The sequence below is a fragment of the Streptomyces lonarensis genome (assembly GCF_012033735.1).
In the GTDB taxonomy this organism is placed as follows: Bacteria; Actinomycetota; Actinomycetes; order Streptomycetales; family Streptomycetaceae; genus Streptomyces; species Streptomyces lonarensis.
The window spans coordinates 1-1,872 of record NZ_JAAVJD010000436.1 but is presented as its reverse complement, the minus strand read 5'-3'; the positions used below and the strand labels follow the sequence as shown (position 1 = coordinate 1,872).

1 protein-coding gene is annotated in these 1,872 nt (G+C 76.4%); it reads right to left on the bottom strand.

Going from position 1 to position 1,872, the window contains the following annotated elements; all coding sequences use genetic code 11:
- Positions 1-23 precede the first annotated feature (23 nt).
- Positions 24-1,769, bottom strand: coding sequence for a beta-N-acetylhexosaminidase (locus tag HCN56_RS25340; protein WP_167974957.1), 1,746 nt, complete (start codon positions 1,767-1,769; stop codon positions 24-26).
- Positions 1,770-1,872 lie beyond the last annotated feature (103 nt).

The following is a 1,872-nucleotide window of genomic DNA, read 5'->3' as shown; positions in this document are numbered from 1 at the left end:
GGGCGCGCCGCGGCGGTCACGGTTCAGCCGGCGGGCGGCGCGCCGTCGCGCGGCCTGCCCAGCGTGCCGGTCATCCCCTCCGGCAGCTGCGCGCGCTGCCAGGGGTGCGGGCCGCCGGGAGGCCGGTACTCGACGCCCAGCGCGTCGAGGCGCGGGTAGTGGTGCGCCATCCTGCGGTCGAACTCCGCGGTGTCCCGCTCGGCAGGCGGCGGCAGCGACGACCACACCACCTCGGCGAAGGCGCACAGCCGGGGGAACGCCTGGTAGTCGGCGCGGCGCCGGTCGCGGACGACCTCGGTCCACAGGTTCGCCTGCGCTCCCAGCACGTGGCGTCCGGCGTCCGTTCCGGCCAGTTCCGGCGGCATCGGCTCGAACCGGTAGACGTCGTGGAGGGTGCGCACGTAGGCGATCGGGAACGGCTCGTCCCCCTCGGCCTGGCGGTAGTCGAGGTAGACCTGCTGCTCCGGGCACATCACCACGTCGTGGCCGGCCCGCGCCGCGGCGAGCCCGCCGGCGTAGCCGCGCCAGGAGCAGACGGCAGCGCCGGAGTCCAGCCCGGCCGCCACCGCCGTGGCGGCGGGGTCGTCCGGGTCGGCGGGCCGGAAGGGGCCGCCGGCGTGCTCGGGCGCGCTCTCCAGGATCTCGTCCCAGCCGATGAGGCGGCGTCCGCGCTCGGCCAGCCAGCGGGAGAAGTGGGCGATGAACCAGGGCTGGAGGTCCGCCACCCCGTCGAGCCCCAGCTCGGCGGCGCGCGCCGCGGCGGCGGGCGACCGCTCCCACTGGTCGCGCGGGCACTCGTCGCCGCCGAGGTGGACGAACTCGCCGGGGAAGATCTCCAGCAGCTCGGAGAAGACGTCCTCGAAGAACCGGACGGTCTCCTCTCCGGGGAACAGCACGCGGGGGCTGATGCCCCAGTCGGTCCACACCTCGGTGCCGGTCCCGTCGGGGACGTCGGTGACGCCGAGTTCGGGGTAGGCGGCGATGGTGGCCTGCGAGTGGCCGGGGATGTCGATCTCGGGGACGACGGTGATGTGCCGGTCGGCGGCGTAGGCCACGATCTCCCGGAGGTCGTCCTGGGTGTAGAAGCCGCCGTGCGGCTGCTCGTCCCACAGCGGGGAGTCCCGGTGGCCGAACCGGCTGCGGGGGCGCCAGGCGCCCTGTTCCGTCAGCCGCGGCTTCGACCGGATCTCGACCCGCCAGCCCTGGTCGTCGGTGAGGTGGAGGTGGAAGACGTTCATCTTGTGCGCGGCGAGCAGGTCCAGATAGCGCAGGACGCCGTCCTTCGGCATGAAGTGCCGGGAGACGTCGAGCATGAAGCCGCGCCAGCCGAACCGGGGGCCGTCCTCGATCTCGACGGTGGGCAGCCACCACCGCGTGCCGGGCAGCGGGGCGCGCCGGTAGGCGGGTGAGCCCAGCAGCTGCCGCAGGGTGTGGCCGCCGTGCTGCACCCCGGCGCTCCCGCCGCCGGTGACGACGGCCTCGTGCGGGGTGACGACGAGGGTGTAGTCCTCCGGGCCGCCGACCGCGGGGTCGACGCGCAGCCGGATCGCGGTGGCCGGCGCCTCGGCGCCGGGCGGGTCCAGGGGCAGGCCGGTGGCGGCGGTCAGCTCGGCCCGCAGCAGGCGGGCGGCGGGGCCGGCGCCCTCGCCGGCGTCGAGCACCGTCGCGTCGTCGAGGGTCAGGATGCCCCCGGTGGCGCGCGCGGCGCGCGGGGCGGGCAGCAGTCCCGGGAGCGGGTGCGGGGCGTTCTCGGTTCCAGACGAGGTCATGCGGGCCACCGTGCCGTGCCGGCGCGCACGACGCAACGCCCGTTGCGGTGCACGCAACGGGCGGGCGGCGCGGTGGGGCCGGGACGGGCGCGCCGGGCGGCAC